The 17,086-nt window shown below is 68.3% G+C and carries 16 protein-coding genes and 4 tRNA genes; 11 read left to right on the top strand and 9 right to left on the bottom strand.

What is annotated here, in order from left to right; translation table 11 throughout:
- Positions 1-292 precede the first annotated feature (292 nt).
- Positions 293-874 carry an isochorismatase family protein gene (locus AB0J42_RS29290; protein WP_364299997.1) on the bottom strand — a complete coding sequence of 194 codons (582 nt, stop codon included), beginning with the start codon at positions 872-874 and terminating at the stop codon, positions 293-295.
- Positions 875-1,018: 144 nt separating this feature from the next.
- Here AB0J42_RS29290 and AB0J42_RS29285 point away from each other — a divergent pair, with 144 nt between their 5' ends.
- The 4 genes from AB0J42_RS29285 (at position 1,019) to AB0J42_RS29270 (ending at position 4,471) form a co-directional block, all read left to right on the top strand.
- The gene (locus AB0J42_RS29285) at positions 1,019-1,516 is read left to right on the top strand and encodes a MarR family transcriptional regulator (RefSeq protein ID WP_364299995.1); all 498 of its coding nucleotides are present in this window, start codon (positions 1,019-1,021) and stop codon (positions 1,514-1,516) included.
- 884 nt (positions 1,517-2,400) lie between these two features.
- A complete protein-coding gene (locus tag AB0J42_RS29280; protein WP_364299993.1) occupies positions 2,401-2,601 on the top strand; it encodes a hypothetical protein in 201 nt (66 codons plus the stop codon).
- A gap of 37 nt (positions 2,602-2,638) precedes the next feature.
- On the top strand, positions 2,639-3,337 hold the full coding sequence (locus AB0J42_RS29275) for a hypothetical protein (RefSeq protein WP_364299991.1): 699 nt from the start codon (positions 2,639-2,641) through the stop codon (positions 3,335-3,337).
- A gap of 327 nt (positions 3,338-3,664) precedes the next feature.
- Positions 3,665-4,471, top strand: coding sequence for a site-specific integrase (locus tag AB0J42_RS29270; RefSeq protein ID WP_364299989.1), 807 nt, complete (start codon positions 3,665-3,667; stop codon positions 4,469-4,471).
- 72 nt (positions 4,472-4,543) lie between these two features.
- Here the strand turns inward: AB0J42_RS29270 and AB0J42_RS29265 are convergent.
- Together AB0J42_RS29265 and AB0J42_RS29260 are read right to left on the bottom strand one after the other, a co-directional pair.
- Positions 4,544-4,616: transfer RNA gene (locus AB0J42_RS29265), tRNA-Lys, on the bottom strand.
- Positions 4,617-4,664: 48 nt separating this feature from the next.
- Positions 4,665-5,819 (bottom strand): acyl-CoA dehydrogenase family protein, encoded by a 1,155-nt coding sequence (locus tag AB0J42_RS29260; RefSeq protein ID WP_364299987.1) that lies wholly within the window; start codon positions 5,817-5,819, stop codon positions 4,665-4,667.
- Between the two features lie 92 nt (positions 5,820-5,911).
- Between AB0J42_RS29260 and AB0J42_RS29255 the strand changes: the two genes are divergently transcribed.
- Entirely contained in the window at positions 5,912-6,205 is a 294-nt protein-coding gene (locus tag AB0J42_RS29255) for a PspC domain-containing protein (RefSeq protein ID WP_364299985.1), read from the top strand.
- Here AB0J42_RS29255 and AB0J42_RS29250 read toward each other — a convergent pair whose 3' ends face one another.
- Together AB0J42_RS29250 and AB0J42_RS29245 are read right to left on the bottom strand one after the other, a co-directional pair.
- Complete coding sequence (locus AB0J42_RS29250; protein ID WP_364299983.1) at positions 6,206-7,480, bottom strand: MFS transporter; 1,275 nt, start codon at positions 7,478-7,480, stop codon at positions 6,206-6,208.
- A 109-nt stretch (positions 7,481-7,589) separates the two neighbouring features.
- Complete coding sequence (locus AB0J42_RS29245; RefSeq protein ID WP_364299981.1) at positions 7,590-7,931, bottom strand: metallopeptidase family protein; 342 nt, start codon at positions 7,929-7,931, stop codon at positions 7,590-7,592.
- A 57-nt stretch (positions 7,932-7,988) separates the two neighbouring features.
- On the opposite strand from AB0J42_RS29245, the gene AB0J42_RS29240 reads away from it, so the two are divergent.
- From AB0J42_RS29240 to AB0J42_RS29215, 6 genes are all read left to right on the top strand, one after another.
- Positions 7,989-9,530: a metallophosphoesterase gene (locus AB0J42_RS29240; protein WP_364299979.1), complete on the top strand. Its 1,542-nt coding sequence runs from the start codon at positions 7,989-7,991 to the stop codon at positions 9,528-9,530.
- Positions 9,531-9,603 (top strand) — tRNA-Glu (locus AB0J42_RS29235).
- Positions 9,604-9,690: 87 nt separating this feature from the next.
- Positions 9,691-9,765, top strand: a tRNA-Asp gene (locus tag AB0J42_RS29230).
- Between the two features lie 5 nt (positions 9,766-9,770).
- Positions 9,771-9,844: transfer RNA gene (locus AB0J42_RS29225), tRNA-Phe, on the top strand.
- A gap of 132 nt (positions 9,845-9,976) precedes the next feature.
- Positions 9,977-10,333 (top strand): type II toxin-antitoxin system Phd/YefM family antitoxin, encoded by a 357-nt coding sequence (locus tag AB0J42_RS29220; protein WP_364299977.1) that lies wholly within the window; start codon positions 9,977-9,979, stop codon positions 10,331-10,333.
- Positions 10,334-10,649: 316 nt separating this feature from the next.
- Positions 10,650-12,971: a M28 family peptidase gene (locus tag AB0J42_RS29215; RefSeq protein WP_364299975.1), complete on the top strand. Its 2,322-nt coding sequence runs from the start codon at positions 10,650-10,652 to the stop codon at positions 12,969-12,971.
- A 255-nt stretch (positions 12,972-13,226) separates the two neighbouring features.
- Here AB0J42_RS29215 and AB0J42_RS29210 read toward each other — a convergent pair whose 3' ends face one another.
- The 4 genes from AB0J42_RS29210 to AB0J42_RS29195 form a co-directional block, all read right to left on the bottom strand.
- Entirely contained in the window at positions 13,227-13,766 is a 540-nt protein-coding gene (locus tag AB0J42_RS29210; RefSeq protein ID WP_364299973.1) for a DinB family protein, read from the bottom strand.
- 49 nt (positions 13,767-13,815) lie between these two features.
- Positions 13,816-14,745, bottom strand: a complete 930-nt coding sequence (locus tag AB0J42_RS29205; RefSeq protein WP_364299971.1) for a 3-keto-5-aminohexanoate cleavage protein — start codon at positions 14,743-14,745, stop codon at positions 13,816-13,818.
- A gap of 3 nt (positions 14,746-14,748) precedes the next feature.
- Entirely contained in the window at positions 14,749-15,987 is a 1,239-nt protein-coding gene (locus AB0J42_RS29200; protein WP_364299969.1) for an MFS transporter, read from the bottom strand.
- A 103-nt stretch (positions 15,988-16,090) separates the two neighbouring features.
- Positions 16,091-16,996: a 3-hydroxyacyl-CoA dehydrogenase NAD-binding domain-containing protein gene (locus AB0J42_RS29195; RefSeq protein ID WP_364299967.1), complete on the bottom strand. Its 906-nt coding sequence runs from the start codon at positions 16,994-16,996 to the stop codon at positions 16,091-16,093.
- Positions 16,997-17,086 lie beyond the last annotated feature (90 nt).

Genomic DNA, 17,086 nt, shown 5'->3' with positions numbered 1-17,086 from the left:
GGCGTCGCCTACGACCCCGCCAAACACGGAGCCCTTCAGGCTCTGATCCAGCAAGATCAACAAGCAGCAGCTTGACACAGGGCTACTCATGAGTGTTCTCCCTCAAGCCAGGAAAGCGATGTTCCTGGGCGAAGTCTTCGGGACGAAGCGCCCGCTGCCTCGGATAACCACAGCGCGGGGAAAGCGACCAGGCGCAACGTGGTCGGCGGTGACGGCAGTGGGCTCGAACCCGTCGGGCACCGGGCCGCCGACCCGGCGCGAGACGGGCCGACGGCGGAGTCGTGTGGAGTGTTCATGACGTGGGGATGAGCGCGCCGACGATGGGGACGAGCTTCTGACCGGCCGGCGAGGACCAGCTGCGGGCCAGCTGCGTGAGGATCATGTTCGTCGAGGCGATGTCGGCGCCGGCCTTCTCCATGCGCCGCAACGCGATGTCGTCGGCCTGCTTGGTCATGGATCCGCCGGCGTCGGCGATGACCTGGACGCGGTGCCCCTGCTGCAGGGCGGTCAGGGTGGGGTAGACGGTGCAGACGTCGTTGGTGACGCCGGCGATGATCAGGTTGGGGCGGCCAGTGGCCTTGACCGCGGCGGCGAAGGCCGGGTCGTCCATGGCGTCGACCACGCCCGTGCGCTGGATGCGCTCCTTGAACTGTACGGGGGCGATCTCGGCGAGCTCCGGCAGCAGCGGTCCCTGCGCGTGGTCTTCCAGCGAGGTGGTCAGGATCAGCGGTATGTCCAGCGCCACCGCGGCCTTGGCCAGTGCGAGCGCGTTGGCCTTGACCTGGTCACGGTCGGCCGAGCCTATCCAGCTCATGGTGCCGAGCTGGTGGTCGATGAGCAGGATCGCCGTGTCATCGGGTGTGAACAGAACCATCGTGGTTCCTCTCAGTGCGGCTGTCTCGCCGCGGGTCGGAGCGCCACTATGTGGCTGGCCACATAAATCTACACACAGATTTACGTGGCTGGCAACATAAGTTAGGGTTCGAGTCGCCGCCGCAGATCCGAGGAGGTCAACGCCGTGACGAACACGCCGCCACCACACGCCGCCCGTGCCGGACACCTGAGCTTCGCCATCTTCGCGCTGGCGCGTGCCCACCGGGCGACCGCGGCGGCCATGCTCCGCGCCCTCGGCCTGCATCCCGGCCAGGAATTGCTGCTGATGCAGCTGTTCGAAAGGGACGGCCAGACCCAGTCCGAGTTGCTGGACAGCGTCGGCCTGGACCACTCCACCGTGTCCAAATCACTGCGCCGCATGCAGGAAGCCGGCCTCGTCATCCGTAAGCCCAACGAGGACGACCGGCGGGCGCTCAACGTCTGGCTCACCGACCGCGGCCGGGCGATGCGCGAACCCATCGAGGCCATGTGGGCCCGACTGGAGGAGATCTCCACCCGAGACCTGGACGACCAGGCGATCAGCTCATTCATCGCCACCGCACGCACGATCGAAAACTCGGTCAGCGACCACGGTCGGAAGGAGTCAAGCCGAACCTCCCGGGAAAAGCAGGGCACTACGTGAACAGCGCCCCGAGGTGACCAGCAGCGAACGGGAGGAACTGCGCCAGGACGTCGATGCGCTCAAGCGAGTGACGGCTTTCTCCGTAAGAAGACCCGGTGAGCGTGCACCCCAGGGCCTGTTCTCGCGGCGGTGATCAAAGCCGCCTGCTGACAAAAACCTGCGGGTGAATCACTCCGAGGGTGTTCTTACTGGCAGGGTGTCCGGGGCTCGAACCCAGAAATGGCCGGCGCTCGACCCACATCTGGGACCCGGCGCGTTCGAGCAGTTCGCGCTCTTCTACGTGCGCATCGGCGACGAAGGCGCGGCCCGTCTGGTGCGGCGGGTGGCTGCTGGCGACGGCCGAGCTCGCGGGCATCGGACGCGTTTATGGGCGAGTTGTCCGGCATAATTGTCCGGCCCGCCGGAGGACAACGGCCTTCCCGGGGCAAATCGGGAAGGCCGTCCTGTGTCTCCCTGAGCGCTCGTCCGGACCAACGAACTGACGCCTTGGGGCGGCCCACCTGGGCCGACCTCGCCGCGGGGTCTAGACCGGCGGCTGTGGGTTCCATGATGCACTGCAAGTTGGTTGTCCAACCTCGCGACCGGACCAGATCGTCTGTAGCCGATGTTTCCCGGACCACTCCGATGCCCGCGACTCCCGGCCTGCCGATGCCTCGTACCCGGCTGACCTGGCCGCATCGCGGTGGCCAACCCGGTGCTCGGCGACGGGGGTTGTCCGAGCACCGTCTCGCGTACGAGCCCGTACCCGGTTTATGCCGCCTGCGGTAATGATGGGCTTTAGCGACATTCATGCTCGCCTCGGCGGAGGGCAAACCTCGAGGACTTCACGGGCGTGATGTCGCGCCCAACCTGCTCGTCCGGACCATCACGCCTTGGAGAGGCCCATGTCGCTCATGCTCGCCCTGCCCTACCGTCCCCTCGCCTGCCAGCCGTCACTGCCGGCAGTCCGCATCGTCGTATGGGTGCTGGTGCTGGCCTTCGTCGTCGTCCTGACCGCCCTGGGCAGCGACCCGGCACTTGCGCTGGGCGTAGTGCTCGCCGCGCTGGCCGCCACCGTCGGCGACCTCAGCCAGCACGGCCGCTGACCTGCCGAACGCATCCCCGTCGTACAGGGACTTCGACATGGCACGGCCGGAAAAGCCGATCACCTGGGATGGGCCGATCGCGAACCTGGCCCGCGAGCTCCGCCGCCTGCGCCAGCTCGCGGGCTCTCCCATCCCCACCTACGCCCAGCTCGCCAAGCGCGGAACCTTCTCGCGCTCGGTGCTCGCCGACGCCGCCGCCGGGTACCGCTGCCCATCCTGGGAAGTCGTCACCCACTTCGTCACCGCCTGCGGAGACCTGCCCGACCAGGAGCCGTGGCCGACCTTGTGGAGGCTAGCCGACGCCGCCACCGTCCAGAACGGCGACGCCACGCCCCGCCGCTCAGGGCAGCCCGCGCCGGCCAGGAGCCGAACCAGCGCCCGCCAGGCCACGGTCACGACCACCCAGCAGGGCCCCGCCCCGCCGGACCCCTGGCAAGCCACAACACCGCAGGAGTACCGCTACCAGCTGAGCCTGCTCCGGGTATGGGCCGGCGTGAGCATCCCAGAGATCTGCCGCCACAGCGGCTACGACGACCACCGCCGCGGCGCAGTCGCCTACACCACCGTTCACGACACGCTCAACGCCAAGTTCGCCCGGATGCCGCCCCTACGCGCCGTCCGCGCGATCGTCGCCGCCTGCGAGGCCGATGAGGATCAGTGGGTCGGGGCCTGGCGCGCCATCAGTCTCAGGCGGTTCCAGCAGGACCATCCGCCTCCTGCCAATCTGGCCACATAGGAACGGTTGGCCACTGATGCCCGCCTGTCCCGAAAACGACCGTTATCGGGACAGGCGTTCACCAGGGCAGCAAAGGGCTACGAACGCAGTCCGCAGTAGGCGTTGCCAATTTCTTTAGCGAAGGAGTATGTGCTGACGGCGCGTGAATCCGAGATCAGGCACACATTCCGTGATCGGGCCCGTGGACTAGATCACTGTTCCGATGTTCCGGCCGGTAGCCCTGCTTCTGATCACGAGCACCTGCGCCGTGTTGATCAACAAGCTAGTCGCCATCCTGTCCTCATCTGACCCACCCGGAACGTCTGCACGCTGATCGACGCTCCCGCTGTGGAAGAAGTCGAGATAGAGCCGCTGGGCGCCGATGAGGCTCGGGACATCCTGGCCGTGGCACAGGACCGAAGGAACGGAACCCGCTGGTCCGTAGCTCTCGCGCTCGGCCTTCGGCAATGTGAAGCGCTCGGCCTGCGCTGGAAGTACGTGGATCTCAAGCGGGGGACCATCCGAGTCTTCTGGCAAATCAAGCATCAGCGCTACCGCCACGGCTGTAAGGACCCGCATGCCTGCGGAGAGCGGCTCCACCGCTACCCGTGCCCGAAAGACTGTCCCAAGGCCCGACGCACCTCCGGGCGTAAGCACGTCTGCATCAAGGAAGGGCAGAAGTTCTGCGCTCCCGACTGCACCAAGCACGCCCCCTCCTGCCCCGAACGGGTAGGAGGCTGGACCTTCGTCAAGCCCAAGGGCAAGAGCAAGCGAACCGTGATGATCCCACCGCCGCTGATCCCTCTGCTCAAGCAGCACCAGGAAGCCCAGCAGGCCGAACGGCAAGCAGCAGGAGAAGCGTGGCAGGACTATGGCCTTGTCTGGTGCCATACGGACGGACGGCCCATCGACGCCGGCCAGGACTGGGACGAGTGGAAAGAACTCCTCCGCCTGGCCGATGTCGACAAGGACGCCCGCGTCCACGACGCCAGGCACACCGCCGCGACACTTCTCATCGAGCAGGGCGTGGACATCAGCGTCGTTCAGGGGATTCTCGGCCACTCACAACTGACCACAACCAAGCGCTACACGCACATCACGGCGACGCTCTCCAACGAGGCAGCGGCTCGCATGGGCCGCGCGCTCTGGGGCTAACTGCGACTGGAAATGCAACTGGGCGGGCTTCCGGATCATGAAGATCAGGGAGTCCGCCCAGGTCATGTGGGGTAGGGCGCCCGGGGCTCGAACCCGGAACCTACGGATTAAAAGTCCGCAGCTCTGCCAATTGAGCTAACGCCCCTAGCTACAGCCAAGCGTACCGAGGTTACCGCCACCCCGGCGACGCCGTTCACCGGTATGCCGACAGCCCCGTCAGCGCCTCGCCGAGCACCAGGGTGTGGATCTCCTGGGTTCCCTCGTAGGTGAGCACACTCTCCAAGTTGTTCATGTGCCTGATCACAGGGTACTCCAGCGTAATCCCGTTCCCGCCCAGGATGGACCGGGCCTCTCGGGCGATGTCGAGGGCGGCCCGGACGTTGGCCATCTTGCCGAAGCTGATCTGGCGGGGTTCGAGGGCCCCGGCGTCCTTGAGAGCGCCCAGGTGGAGGGCGGTGAGGCCGGCCTGGGCCAGTCCCACGTACATCCAGGCGAGCTTCTCCTGGGTCAGTTGGAAGGCGCCGATCGGCTTGCCGAACTGGACGCGGGTCTGCGCGTACTCGACAGCGGATTCGACGCACGCCCGCGCGGCCCCGACCGCTCCCCAGATGATCCCGAAGCGGGCCTCGGAGAGGCACGACAGCGGGCCTTTCAGCCCGCGCACGCCGGGCAGGACGGCCGACGAGGGGAGGCGTACGTCGTCGAAGTAGAGCGAGGAGGTGACGGATGCCCTGAGGGACAGCTTCTTGCGGATCTCGGGGGCGGAGAAGCCGGGGGTGTCGGTGGGGACGATGAAGCCGCGGATGCCGTCGTCCGTCTGCGCCCAGACGACGGCGACGTCGGCGATGGAGCCGTTCGTGATCCACATCTTGGAGCCGTTGAGCACCCAGTCGGCGCCGTCGCGTTTTGCGTACGTGCGCATGCTCGCGGGGTCGGAGCCGTGGTCGGGCTCGGTCAGGCCGAAGCACCCGATGGCCTCGCCTCTGGCCATCCGCGGCAGCCATTCGGATTTCTGCTCCTCGGACCCGTACCGCCAGATGGGGAACATGGCGAGCGAGCCCTGCACCGACACGAACGACCGCAGGCCCGAGTCGCCGGCCTCCAGCTCGCGGCAGGCCACGCCGTACGAGGTCGCGTCCGTTCCGGCGCAGCCGTGGCCTTCGAGGTGCATGCCGAGCAGGCCGAGCGAGCCGAGTTCGGGGGCGAGCTCGCGAGCCGGGAAGGTGCCCTCTTCGAACCAGTCGCCGACGTGCGGCAGGACGCGGTCGGCGACGAAGGAGCGCACGGTGTCGCGGATGAGCCTCTGGTCGCCGTCGAGCCGGTCGTCGAGTCGCAGCAGGTCGTCCATGACGTGCTCCTTCGCTCGTTTCAGGGACTACCAGGGTTCTACCAGGGGCAATCCTGATGTGCGAACACCGGGGTAAAGGGCAGTCTTGAGTCATGAGCGAATATCACAGCAGCAAGCAGTTGCGCAGGACCCACAAGGGCCGGATCATCGCCGGCGTCTGCTCCGGTGTCGGCGAGTACGTCGGCGTCGACCCCAACATCATCCGGATCGGCCTGGCGATCGTCACGCTCTTCGGCGGCCTCGGCATCGGCGTCTACGCCATCGGCTGGCTGCTCCTGCCGGAGGAGGGCAAGGACACCTCGATCGTGCAGGACCTGCTGGCCAAGCAGCAGCAGAAGAGCACCACCAGCCCCTGGAGCGACGACGACCAGAGGCCCCGGCCGTGATCAGGGGGCGGTCTGCGCGCGCAGCGCGGCGCCGCGCCGGTCAGCCCACATCACGGCGAGCACGGCGGCCACGGTGAGGCCGGAGACGCCCGAGAGGGCGACCACCGGTTCGGGGCCGAGGCGTTCGGCGGCGTAACCGCCGATCAGGATGGCGATCCCCTGCACCGCCATCAAGCCCGCGTGTACCAGGCCGAACGCCTGCCCCCGCTGGTCGTCGGGCACCCGCTGGACGAACGCCGCGTTCGCGGCGAGCTGATAGGCGCCTCCCACGCCTGACAGGAACCACGCGGCCAGCACCACCTCCAGCGGCGGCCGCAGCGCGGTCACCATCAGCGGCGCGCAGCTCAGCATGGCCAGCCACCCCATCATCCGGAGCCGCCGCGGAGGCGAGACGAACCGGCTGAACAGGAACGCGCCCACCACGGTGCCGGCCGGCATCGCGGCCATCAGCAGGCCGGTGATCACCGGGACGGGCAGGGTGCCGGTGTGGAGCGCGACCGCGTACGGCACCGCGATGCCTTCGGGCAGCACGTAGAAGCCGCACAGCCAGGCGAGCAGCACGAGCGTGCGCAGGTTGCGGTCACCGAAGACGAGCCTGGCTCCGTCCCTGGTCATGGCCCACATGGACGGTCTGGCGCCGTGACGGCCCGGGGCGGGCCGCCGGGTCACGCCGGCGACGAGGATCAGCGCCGAGGCCAGGAAGGTGGCGGCGTTCAGGGCGAGCGCGCGGTACGGGCCCATGGTGGCGATCACGGCGCCGCCCGCAGCGAAGCCGAGCATCTGCACGGCCTGGTTCGTCATGTTCTGCAGGGCGGATCCGACCACGTACCGGTCGCCTTCGAGCACCTCCGGCAGCAGCGCGGCGCGCGCGGCCGAGAACGGGGCGCTGAGCAGCACGACGAGGAAGACCAGCACGCACAGCGCCCAGAACGGGACGATCGGCAGCGCCATCACGCAGACCAGCCCGGCGCGGATGAGGTCGCAGGCGAGCATCACGCCCCGGCGCGCGAACCGGTCGGCGAGCCCGGCCAGCAGCGGCCCGCCCACGATGGACGGCAGGTAGGTGAGGGCGTAGACGGCGGCGGTGGCCAGCGGAGAGCCGGTCCGGTTGTAGACGAGGACGGCCAGCGCGACCTGGGCGAGCTGGTCGCCGAGCAGGGACAGGCCCTGCGCGTACCAGAGGGCCCTGAACTCCTTGACGGCGATGACCTCGCCATAGGTGGCCTGACGCTCGGTGGATCGCCTGTGCCGCCCCGGCAGCCGTCGCGCCCGCATGGCCCCCACTGGACTCCGCTGTGCCTGACTCACAGTGTTGAATATGTCACCTAAGGTGCCCGATCAATCGGCAACGTGCAACCCAAAGCAGCGGAGCCTGTGCAAAGAGTTACCAGCCCAGTTCGTGCAGGCGTTCGTCTGAGATGCCGAAGTGGTGACCGACTTCGTGAACCACCGTGATCCGTACCTCCTCGATCACTTGCTCCTCGGTGTCGCAGATCTGACAGATCGGATTGCGGTAGATCTCGATGCGGTCGGGAAGAACGCCTGAGTACCAGTCGCCGCGTTCGGTGAGGGGAATACCGGTGTACAGGCCCAGCAGGCCGGGTTCTGGCGGATCGTCGACGACCGTGACGACGACATTGCTCATCACCCGGGTCAGCTCGGGCGGGATGGTATCCAGGGCCTCGGACACCAGCTCATCGAACCTCTCAGGCGAAACCTCGATCACGATTGCCATTCTGCCTCTCGGCTCGGGTATTCATAAAAGCGTATGAACTTCGTTAACGTGCTCAAAAAGGTCATCCGGTCCAGGGCGACGAAGGCCGCGGCGGTACTTCTGGTCGCCGCGGCCGGCGCGTGGCTGGGCATCTTCCTGAGCGGCACCGTACGAGCCCAGATCGGCCCCGTCGAGACCGGCATGACCCTCCGCCCGTCCTGGACCGGCGAGACGGTCGTGGACGCCAGCCCCCTGGGCACGCTCACGTTCCACAGCCACGACGCGCCCCTCAGCCTCCGGATCAGCCTGGAGAACATCGACCAGGAGCGCGCCCGCCTCTTCCTGGAAGACCCCACGCTGACCGACCGGCTGCCCGGGATCATCGAGCGCGACCTGATGGACGGGGTGCGCGACCTCACCATCCGCTCGCTGCTGTGCGCCGGCGCGGGCGCGCTCATCGCCGTCCTGCTCGTGTTCAGGCGCCCGCTGGTGGCGCTCGCGGGCCTGCTGGCGGCGTCGGTGGCGCTGGCGGGCACGGGCATGTTCGCGGTCCGTACGTTCGAGCCGGGCTCACTCGTCGAGCCCCGCTACACCGGACTGATCGCCGCAGCGCCCTCCCTCGTGGGCAGCGCGGAGGCCATCGTCACCCGGTTCGAGTCGTACCGGGCACAGCTCACCAAGCTTGTGACAAATGTCTCAAAGTTGTACGAAGCGGTCTCCACTCTGCCGCTCTACAACGCCGACGAACGCTCCATCCGCGTCCTGCACGTCTCCGACATCCACATCAACCCGATCGCCTGGAACGTCATCCGATCCCTCAAGGACCAGTTCGCCGTCGACCTGATCATCGACACCGGCGACATCTCCGACCACGGCACCAAGGCCGAGAACAAGTTCGTCGAGGAGATCGGCACCCTCGGCGTCCCCTACGTGTTCGTACGCGGCAACCACGACTCCAAGACCACCCAGCGCGCCGTCGCCAAACAGAAGAACGCCATCGTCCTCGACGACAAGATGCGCAACGTCGAAGGCCTCGACATCTACGGCCTCGGCGACCCCCGCTTCACCCCCGACAAGACCGCCGACACCATCGACGCGGCAGGCATGGAACAGTTCGGCCGCGACCACCGCGCCAACGTCGAGAAGGCCGACCTCGTCGCCGTCCACGACGACATGGCCGCCCGCGGCTTCTCCGGCGCCACCCCGCTCGTCCTCACCGGACACGCCCACGTCCGCTCCACCGCCATGCTGCCCACCGGCACCCGCATCATGGTCCAGGGCTCCACCGGCGGCGCCGGCCTGCGCGCCCTCGAACACGAGGAACCCACCCCCGTCCAGGCCTCCGTCCTCTACTTCGACAAGGAGACCAAACGCCTCCAGGCCTGGGACGACATCACCCTCGGCGGCCTCGGCGAGCAGTCCGTGTACGTCCAGCGTCACGTGGAGCCCGACCCGGGACGTACAATCTCCGAAGAGCCAACGACCGCCCCGTCGCCAACGGACGCGATCGACGGCACGACCACGCCGGCCAACGGAATGCCGCTTTGGCAAGAGGGGCAATCGTCCCCTATGCTTCAGGGGTCTCCGACGGAAGGCGACAGGGATTCCTAAGCCCCCATCGTCTAGCGGCCTAGGACACCGCCCTTTCAAGGCGGCGGCACGGGTTCGAATCCCGTTGGGGGCACAGCGAGCGCGAAGCGCACCGCGAAACGGATGGCCAGAGGCCACCGGGAAGCTGGTAAGCTAAGCGAGCGCAAAGCGAAACAAGCAAGGTCCTGTGGAGCAGCTTGGAGTGCTCGCCACCCTGTCAAGGTGGAGGCCGCGGGTTCAAATCCCGTCAGGACCGCTCTGGGTCAGGTAGCTCAGTTGGTACGAGCGTCCGCCTGAAAAGCGGAAGGTCGGCGGTTCGACCCCGCCCCTGACCACCTCATCCGACCAGCAAAAAACGCCCCGAAGCGATTGTCGCTCCGGGGCGTTGTCGTGTCTTCTGACGGCAGAACCATGGCGGACGGTCGCTACGTCCAGCGATCAACAGGAGAATCGGACAGTCTGATTTTATGAAGGCGATGTCCGCTACCGAAGCGTCCCGCAACTTCGCCGCCGTCCTTGACCAGGCCGAGCGCGGGGAAACGATCGTGGTGACTCGCGGCGGCAAGCAGATCGCCGTGATCGGCCCAGCGCCGACCGCACCGGGCCGTAAAAGGCGTTCCTGTCCAGAAGTGCGGGCACGTTGGACGCCGATTTCGAGGCTGACGTCGCGGCGGCACGTGAAGCGACCGACAACGAAGGCGGCCACTGCTCGAACAGTGATCACCATGGACTCGTCTGCCGCGTTCGACGACCCTTCAGGCGTGAGGGTCGTTCCGCGCTGTGTTAATGGGATCAGTCTCGCCATCTGCGGCCCCGTTTGGTGAGCAGGATGCAGTGGGCCAGGTCATATGGAATTCATCGCTCCCCACAGCCATGGCGTATCCCGCAGACGCGAAACCGAGGAGCAGCAGGCCGAAACTCACGCCCCGGTGTTGGCGCCGAGGGATCACGCCGCCTGCGTGCCAGACGAGCATCGGAAGACTGAACATGGCGAAGTAGCTGACCGCTCCCCCGGCCAGGGTGCCGACGATGTGGGGCGAGGTTTCCATTCGCGCTCCCGAAGCCTGTGGAAAGCCACAGGTGCAGACGGGTGGGCGCCTCATTCCGCCGGGGTGTCGGCTCGGCCTAGCGTTCCTGGCCATGATCGGAAAGTTGACCGACGTCCCTCGGCGGCTGCCGGCCGGGCTGGCGGCCCTGCTCACCATAGTCGCGGTGATCATGCTGTCCGCCATGTCCGACAGCATCATGCAGCCCTTGCCGGCCACCGCGTCCGCCGGGCAGTTCAGCGCTGAGCGCGCGCTGGTTCACCTGAAGCGGTTCGCCGCCGAACCGCGGCCCATCGGCAGCCCGGCGAGCGGCCGGGCTCGGGATTACCTGGTTGGGCAGCTGCGGGCGGCGGGGCTCCGGGTCGAGGTCCAGCGTGCGGTCGGCGCCCGGTCCGCGGCGGGGCTGGCGACGTTCGGCCAGGTCGACAACGTCGTGGGCCGGTTGCCGGGAACGAAGCCGACCGGCACCGTGCTCATCGCCGCGCACTATGATTCCGCGGCCATGGGGCCGGGCGCCTCCGACGATGGAGCCGCCGTGGCCGCGATGATCGAAACCGTCCGGGCACTGCGCACCGGTCCGGGCCTGCGTAACGACCTCGTGCTGCTCATGTCGGACGGTGAGGAGGACGGCGTGCTCGGCGCCGAGGCCTTCGTCCGCGAGCACCCCCTGGGCAGCGCCGGCGGAGTGCTGCTGAACTGGGAGGCCCGCGGGGTCAGCGGCCCTTCCCTGATGTTCGAGATTTCCAGGGACAACGCCCGGCTGGTCGAGACCTTCGCGGGCGCCGTCCCCGCGCCGCGCGGCGACTCCGCCATGGTGGAGCTGTATCGGCTGCTGCCGAACAACACCGACTTCACTCCGCTGACCAAGGCCGGCTTCACCGGCATGAACTTCGCCTACATCGAGCGTTCCTCGCTGTATCACACCGCGGGCGACTCCATCGCCAACCTCAACCTGGGGAGCCTGCAGCACCACGGAACCAACATGCTGGCGCTGGCGCGCGCCTTCGGCGACGCGGACCTGCGGGCGCTGGCCTCCGATCACGATGTCACCTATTTCCGCGCGCTCGGCACCATGATCACCTATCCGGGTCAGCTCGTCTGGCCACTGGCTGTGCTGGCTGTCGTCGCGGTGGCGGGTCTGGCGCTGTGGGCCCGGGTGCGGCGGCTGCTGAGCCTGCCCCGGCTGATCGCGGCGACGGTCTCTGCCGTGGTGCCGCTGGTGGTGTCGGCTGCCTTGGCGCAGGGGCTGTGGGAACTGCTGGTGGCCTGGCGGCCCGCCTACGACCTGATGGGCGGGCTGCTGCACCGCCCTCGTCCTTACGAGGCGGCGATCGCGGTCCTGTGCGCGCTGGCGGTCCTCGGCTGGTACCTGGTGCTGCGGCGCAGGCTCGGCCCGGCGGCGCTGGCGGTCGGAGGGCTGACTTGGATCGCCGGGCTGGGCGTGCTGTGCGCACAGATCGCTCCCGGGGCGTCCTTCCTGTTCGCGCTGCCGGCGTTGATGAGCGCGCTCGGCTGGCTGGCTGCGGTCCTGCTCCGTACGCCTGCCTGGGTGCGGGTGGTCTTGACGTTGCCGGGGCCGCTCACGGCCGCGATGCTGCTGCCGTCGCTGGCCGGGAACGTCTTCGACGGGATGGGGCTGGCGCTCGGCGGGGCGGGCGCGCTGGTGCTGGCCTTGTTCGGGCTGATCCTGGTGCCGATCGCGGAACTGTTCCTGCCCGAGGTCACCACTCGGCCGGAACGCGCCGCCGTCCTCGCCGTGCCCGCGACGGCTCTCCTCCTCACGGCGGGGCTGGTCGCCACGGGGTTCGTGGTGGACGACTTCGACGCCGCTAATCCGCGGCGCACGCATCTGGCGTACGTCATGGACGCCGGCGCCCGCACCGCCCACTGGGTCAGCGCCGACGCCGACCCGGCGCCGTGGACCAGGAAGTACGTGTCCGACCACGACACCTCCGCGCTGCCCGCCGGGTACGCACGAGGCACGCTGTGGACCGGTCCCGCACCGGTGATAGCCGCCGACGGTCCGCGCGCCACCGTCCTGGCCCGCAGCGGGGACACGGTGAAACTGCACGTGACCGCCGGGAAGCACGCGCGCTCGGCGACACTGCGGTTCGATCGGCCGGTCGCCTACGCCACCGCGTCGGCCGGCCGGTTCGGGTCGGCGAGCGTGCCCGTCACCGGTACCAGAGCCGGCACCTGGCCCTCGGAGATCCGCTTCCGCGGAATCCCCGCCCGGGGAGTCGAGATCACTGTGCGTATACCGGAAGCTGACCGGATTCGCCTCATCGTGATCGGCGAGATCGACGGGCTGACCGCGGTGCCGGGCTTCGTCCCCAGACCTCCTCACCTGGTCGCGGCCACCAGGGAGGACGGTGACCTCGTCGCGGTCACCCGCGGCTACACGCTGACCCGGTAGCTGACTTGTCAGGACGCGGGGCTGATGGTGGTTCGACCCCGCCCCTGATCACCTCATCCGACCAGCAATAACGCCCGTAGCCATTGTCGCTCCGGGGCGTTTTGGTGTTCTGACGACAGCTCGTCCCCTCGGATGCGGGTAATTGCATCCTTGTGCGAACGCCAGCAGTCTGGCTGGGAACTTTGTCACGGCCGGGATCGATGTCGTCATAGCAAACGCCCCCACGTGGGCAGCGTCGAGGCGTCGCGCAGGTGATCATATTCGGCGCGGTCCGGTTCCGTCCTGCCGGCGGTAGAGGTCGCGCAGCAGGGAGATCTCGGCTCCGTGGTGGATCAGTTCCCTGTTGACGTGCAGGACGATGCCCTCCATGGGGAACCGCTCGGGACCCGCCGTGGGCGGATTCTCCAGGTCGATGTCCGAGAGGCCGCGGACTCCCGCGTTCCATCTCTCGTACATCTCGTCGAGTTGTTTGAGCGCCTCGTCGGCGGTCCCGGCGTAGGGGAAGGTCTCGGCGTCCTGACCGCCGAAGTGCCAGCCGACCCGATAGCCCAGGCACGAGACGATGATGTGGGCCAGTCGCCAGGCGATCGTGGTCACCGGCGCCGGCACCGGGGCAGGGGACGCGGAGTCCATCGTCCACTCCCCCGAACCCGGCGTGCCGCGTGGGCGGATGCTCCAGCAGTCACGCACCGGCTCCCAGAAGTACTCCTCATCGGTGAGGCCGTCCAGCCGTGGTCGCAGGTTCTTGCGCCAGTGCCGGTCCAGCTGATCCGCGAGTCGCTCGCTTCTTGTCATTCGCGCACACTACAGAAGCCGCGTGAAGTCCTGGAGCGCTGGAGTGGGGTCAGAAGCCGACGTGGTCCCTGCCCTTGAGGGCTAGCAGCCGGCGGGCCTCGTCCGGCGTGGCGACTTCGAGGCTCAGTGACTCCAGGATGGTGCGGATGCGCTCGACCTGGTGTGCGTTGCTCTCGGCGAGGCGGCCGGGGCCCAGCCACAGGGAGTCCTCCAGGCCGACCCGGACGTGGGAGCCCATGGTGGCGGCCATGGTGGCGAGCGGGAGCTGGTGGCGGCCGGCGCCGAGGACGGACCAGGTGTAGGCGTCGCCGAGCAGCCGGTCCGCGGTGCGCCGCATGTGCAGGACGTCGTCGGGGTGCGGGCCGATGCCGCCCAGCAGCCCGAAGATCGACTGGACGAACAGGGGTCCCCGGGTCAGGCCTCTGCTGTGGAAGTGGGCCAGGTTGTACAGGTGGGAGATGTCGTAGCACTCGTACTCGAACCTGGTCCCGTTGCTGCCGCCGAGGTCGAGGATGCGTTCGATGTCGGCGAAGGTGTTCTTGAAGACGAGGTCGCGGCTGTTCTCCAGCGCCCGGCGTTCCCAGTCGTGTTCGAACTCCTTGAATCTCTCCAGCATCGGGAAGAGACCGAAGTTCATGGATCCCATGTTCAGGGAGGCGAGTTCCGGTTTGAACTCGGCGACCGGGCGCAGCCGTTCGTCGACGCCCATGTGGGGTGCGCCGCCCGTGGTCAGGTTGATCACCACGTCGCTGTTGCGTTTGATGGCTTCGAGGATGGGGGCGAAGTGGGCGGGGTCCTGGGAGGGCCGGCCGTCGCGGGGGTCGCGGGCGTGCAGGTGGACGACGGCCGCTCCCGCTTCCGCCGCCCCGATGGCGGCCTCGGCGATCTCCTGGGGTGATATGGGGAGGTACGGGGACATCGACGGTGTGTGGATGGCCCCGGTCACCGCGCAGGTGATGATGACTTTGCGTGCGGCCACCACTCAGACCTCCACGGCCTTGACCGGGGTGCCGACGAGTCGCCGCAGGCCCGCCACGGCGAGGAGGGCCAGGCCGCAGGCGACGGTGAGGAGCAGGATGGCGCTGGCCGGATCGCCGGTCCGGCTCTCGGCGATGCCGAACAGGTTCGGGCCGAAGAAGCCGCCGAGCAGGCCGATGGAGTTGATCATGGCGAGTCCGGCGGCCGACTGCACGCCGCTCATCCGGCTCATGGCCACCGACCAGAGCACGGGCGCGGTGCCGGTGACGAAGAACTGCATGACGGCGAGCGCCGCCAAGGCTCCGGCGACGCCGCTGGCCGACGCCACGTAGGTGGCGGCCGCGGCGCCCGCCATGGCGACGGCCGCGAAGAGGATCGGCCTGCCGTAGACGCGGTAGAGGCGGGGATAGACGTAGACGCCGATGAGGGCGCCGAGGGCGGGCAGGCCGGCCATGGCGCCGATCTGGAAGGATCCCTGCACGCCTGCCGCTTCGATGATGCTCGGCATGAAGAACGTGATGCCGTACACGCACAGCTGCGTGACGAAGTAGATGACCGCGATCAGGAGCAGGGCGCCGCTGGAGAAGACCGATTTGAGCGCGCCGCGTACGGAGTGGTCGGCGGCCTGGCCGTCACCCGCGGCTTCGAGCAGGGCCTGCTTCTCCTCGGCCTTGAGCCAGCGCGCGTCGGCGGGGCCGTCCGGCAGGTAGAACCAGAGGAAGAGGCCGAAGAGCACGGTGGGCAGGCCCTCCAGCAGGAGCATCCACTGCCAGCCGTGCAGCCCCAGGTTGCCGTCCAGCGTCATCAGCGCGCCGCCCAGGGGGCTGCCGAAGACGGTGGCGACCTGCGGCGCCATGAGCAGGACGCCGATGGCGACGGCCCGGTCCCGGGAGGCGAACCAGAGCGTGAAGTAGAAGAGCATCCCGGGATAGAAACCTGCTTCGGCGACGCCGAGCAGCAGCCGCATGATGTAGAAGGTGATCTCGTCCTGCACGAACATGGTGAGCGTGGAGACGGCTCCCCAGCTGATGACGATCCGGCTGATCCAGCGGCGGGCGCCCACCCGGTGCAACATGATGTTGCTGGGGATTTCGAGCGTGCAGTAGGCGAGGAAGAACAGGCCGGCGCCGAGCCCGAAAGCCGCGGCCGAGATGCCGAGGTCGATTTCGAGGTGGTTCTTGGCCAGGGCGATGTTCGTCCGGTCCAGGAAGTTGAGTACGTACGCGATGAGAATGACCGGCATCAACCGGAGCCAGACCTGCCGGGTCCCGGTGCGATACGCGGTGGTGGTCAAGGGGGGGTGTGCTCATGACAGACCTCTTACGTGCATGCCTGGGTGATGGCGCTCAGCCGCGCGGGACGTTCAGCTGGGCGTCGAGCCGGTTCCTCGCCTCCTCCTGCCGGCCGGGCGGCCAGGCGAGGAGGCCGGCGCCGGTCTTGGCGCCCAGGTGGCCGGCGTCGACGGCGTCGCGGAGCAGGCGGCTGGGCTCCTCGTCGCGGCACAGGTGGGGGAACAGGTATGCGTGGACGGCCAGCACCAGGTCGAGGCCGACATAGTCGGCGTTCTCGATCGGGCCCATGGCGGGCAGCCTGAGGCCGAAGCCGTTCCGTACGACGAGATCGATGGTCTCGGCGTCGCAGACGCCGGTCTCGACCAGGTGCAGCGCCTCGCGCCACATGGCGTGCTGGAGGCGGTTGCCGATGAAGCCGGGAACGTCCCGCCGGACGTGCACCGGCAGTTTCCCCGCCTGCCGCAGCACCTCCATCACCCACGTCACGCAGGACGGATCCGTCGCGTCGGACTCGACCACCTCGACCAGCGGGACGAGGTGGGGCGGGTTGAACCAGTGGGTGCCGAGAACCCGGCGGCGGTCGGCCTCCCGGCCGACCTCGGTGATCTTCAGGACCGAGGTGTTGGTCGCCAGGACCGCCCCGGGAGCGAGGTCGCTGACCTCGGCGAAGACGCGCTGCTTGAGCTCCAGCCGCTCCGGTACGGCCTCGATCACCAGGTGAGCGCCGGCCACGGCGTCCGGAAGTTCGGAGCAGGGCGTGACCCTGCCGGCGGCCTCGGGATCGCGCAGTTGCCGTCTCATGTCGGCCAGCCCTCGCCGCAGCGCGGGCTCGTACGGGTCGAAGAGCGACACCTGAGACCCCGCGCCGGCGAACACACCCGCGATCGCGTGGCCCATCAGACCGGCGCCGAGAACCGCTACCCGCGTGTCCCTCACCCGGTCGGGCAGGGCGTTGACCATCGGTTTCTCCCTTCCAGCTGCTCCCCATCCTGCGGTGCGGGGTCATCGCCCGGGAATGGAAGGGTCTTCCACCGTTTGGCAATCGATGGT

Source organism: Nonomuraea sp. NPDC049649, from assembly GCF_040675175.1.
GTDB lineage: Bacteria > Actinomycetota > Actinomycetes > Streptosporangiales > Streptosporangiaceae > Nonomuraea.
The sequence above is the reverse complement of the archived record's forward strand: the minus strand, read 5'-3'. Positions and strand labels throughout refer to the sequence as shown.

What these genes read in the sequence shown, in the direction of transcription:
- AB0J42_RS29290 (WP_364299997.1), bottom strand. Translation starts at nt 874, where the DNA reads ATGGTTCTGTTCACACCCGATGACACGGCGATCCTGCTCATCGACCAC.
- AB0J42_RS29280 (WP_364299993.1), top strand. Translation starts at nt 2,401, where the DNA reads ATGTCGCTCATGCTCGCCCTGCCCTACCGTCCCCTCGCCTGCCAGCCG.
- AB0J42_RS29275 (WP_364299991.1), top strand. Translation starts at nt 2,639, where the DNA reads ATGGCACGGCCGGAAAAGCCGATCACCTGGGATGGGCCGATCGCGAAC.
- AB0J42_RS29260 (WP_364299987.1), bottom strand. Translation starts at nt 5,819, where the DNA reads ATGGACGACCTGCTGCGACTCGACGACCGGCTCGACGGCGACCAGAGG.
- AB0J42_RS29255 (WP_364299985.1), top strand. Translation starts at nt 5,912, where the DNA reads ATGAGCGAATATCACAGCAGCAAGCAGTTGCGCAGGACCCACAAGGGC.
- AB0J42_RS29250 (WP_364299983.1), bottom strand. Translation starts at nt 7,480, where the DNA reads ATGCGGGCGCGACGGCTGCCGGGGCGGCACAGGCGATCCACCGAGCGT.
- AB0J42_RS29220 (WP_364299977.1), top strand. Translation starts at nt 9,977, where the DNA reads ATGAAGGCGATGTCCGCTACCGAAGCGTCCCGCAACTTCGCCGCCGTC.
- AB0J42_RS29215 (WP_364299975.1), top strand. Translation starts at nt 10,650, where the DNA reads ATGATCGGAAAGTTGACCGACGTCCCTCGGCGGCTGCCGGCCGGGCTG.
- AB0J42_RS29210 (WP_364299973.1), bottom strand. Translation starts at nt 13,766, where the DNA reads ATGACAAGAAGCGAGCGACTCGCGGATCAGCTGGACCGGCACTGGCGC.
- AB0J42_RS29200 (WP_364299969.1), bottom strand. Translation starts at nt 15,987, where the DNA reads ATGCCGGTCATTCTCATCGCGTACGTACTCAACTTCCTGGACCGGACG.
- AB0J42_RS29195 (WP_364299967.1), bottom strand. Translation starts at nt 16,996, where the DNA reads ATGGTCAACGCCCTGCCCGACCGGGTGAGGGACACGCGGGTAGCGGTT.